Origin of the sequence: Curtobacterium sp. B8 (genome assembly GCF_000333315.1) — a bacterium.
Classification (GTDB): domain Bacteria; phylum Actinomycetota; class Actinomycetes; order Actinomycetales; family Microbacteriaceae; genus Curtobacterium; species Curtobacterium luteum.
In genome coordinates, this window is sequence record NZ_BACW01000060.1 from 1 (window position 1) to 1,426 (window position 1,426).

Consider the following 1,426-nt stretch of genomic DNA (forward strand, 5'->3'; position numbering starts at 1 on the left):
CGCCGCATCCGGGCGCTGGACGCCGCACCGTACGTCCTCGTCCTCACGAACTACGACACGGACGGCGACATCCTGGGCGCCGTCGAGGCCGGAGCGAGCGGCTACCTGCTGAAGGACGCGCCACCGGAGGAGCTCGTCGCAGCGGTCCGGGCGGCGGCGTCCGGCCAGAGTGCGCTGGCTCCGGCGATCGCCGGACGTCTGATGGCGCGGATGCGTGCGCCGCGGGTCGCGCTGTCCGCGCGGGAGATCGAGGTGCTCGCGCTCGTCGCCGAGGGTGCTCCGAACACCGAGGTCGCCTCCCGGCTGTTCATCTCCGACGCCACCGTGAAGTCGCACCTCGTGCACGTGTTCTCGAAGCTCGGGGTGTCCTCGCGGACCGCCGCCGTCCGCGAGGCGCTGCGGCTGGGGATCCTGCGGCGCGGCGCTTGACCCGCCGACCGCGGCACGGTCTGATGGGGTGATGCGGGCCCGACACCGTGCTGCCCTGTTCGCCACGTCGACGATGACGGGGTTCGGGATCGCCTCCTGGATCACCCGGACGCCGGCCGTCCGCGACGAGCTCGGTGCCAGCATCGAGACGATGGGTCTCGTCCTGCTCGGGCTCTCCGTCGGGTCGATGATCGGCATCCTCGGCGCCGGCGCCCTCGTCCGGAGGATCGGCACCCGTCCGCTCGTGCTCGTCGGCGCAGCGCTGCCGGTCGTCGGCATGCTGCTGGTCGCACTCCTGGCGCCCGCGCACCTCACGGCCGGGGTGTGGGTGGGTCTCTGGTGCATCGGCTTCGGCTGCGGCGCGGCGGAGATCGGACTCAACGTGGAGGCCGCCGCCGTCGAACGGCGGCTCGGTCGTCCGGTCGTGCCGGTCCTGCACGCCTGCTTCAGCCTGGGCACCGTGGTCGGCGGAGCGGCCGGCATCGGGCTGACGGCCCTGCGCACCCCGGTCACGGCGCACCTGCTCACCGCGACCGTGGTGATGGCGGGTCTGGCGGTGTACGCCGCGGCCAACCTCCGTCCCGAGCACCGCGTCGACCCGGCGGACCCCGTCGGCACGACTGCACCGGCCCCGCGCCTCCGCTCGGTCCTGACGGTGCAGGTCCTGCTCATCGGCGTCATCACGCTCGCGATGGCGTTCGCCGAGGGAGCCGCGTCCGACTGGCTGCCGCTCCTCATCACAACCGGGCACGAAGCCCCCGAAGTCACGGGCTCGCTCGTCTTCCCCGGGTTCGCCCTGGCGATGCTGGTCCGCCGCAGCGCGGGAACCCCGCTCGTGGCACGGTTCGGCCGTGCACCGGTGATCCGAGCGTGCGCGTCCTTCGGACCCTGGGTGTCCTGCTGGGTTGGACGGCCGCAAACCCGGTTCTTGACCCCGGGGGGTGCCCCGGTTTGGGGTCTCGGCATCGCCCTCGGGTTTCCGTGGGCATCTCCGCCG

The 1,426-nt window shown here is 73.3% G+C and carries 2 protein-coding genes; both read left to right on the plus strand.

From position 1 onward, the window contains the following. The coding region (locus I59_RS01640; RefSeq protein ID WP_022902385.1) for a response regulator transcription factor at nt 1–429 on the plus strand (429 nt) is incomplete at its 5' end. A 28-nt stretch (nt 430–457) separates the two neighbouring features. Further along, the coding region (locus tag I59_RS01645; RefSeq protein WP_376764439.1) for an MFS transporter at nt 458–1,426 on the plus strand (969 nt) is incomplete at its 3' end.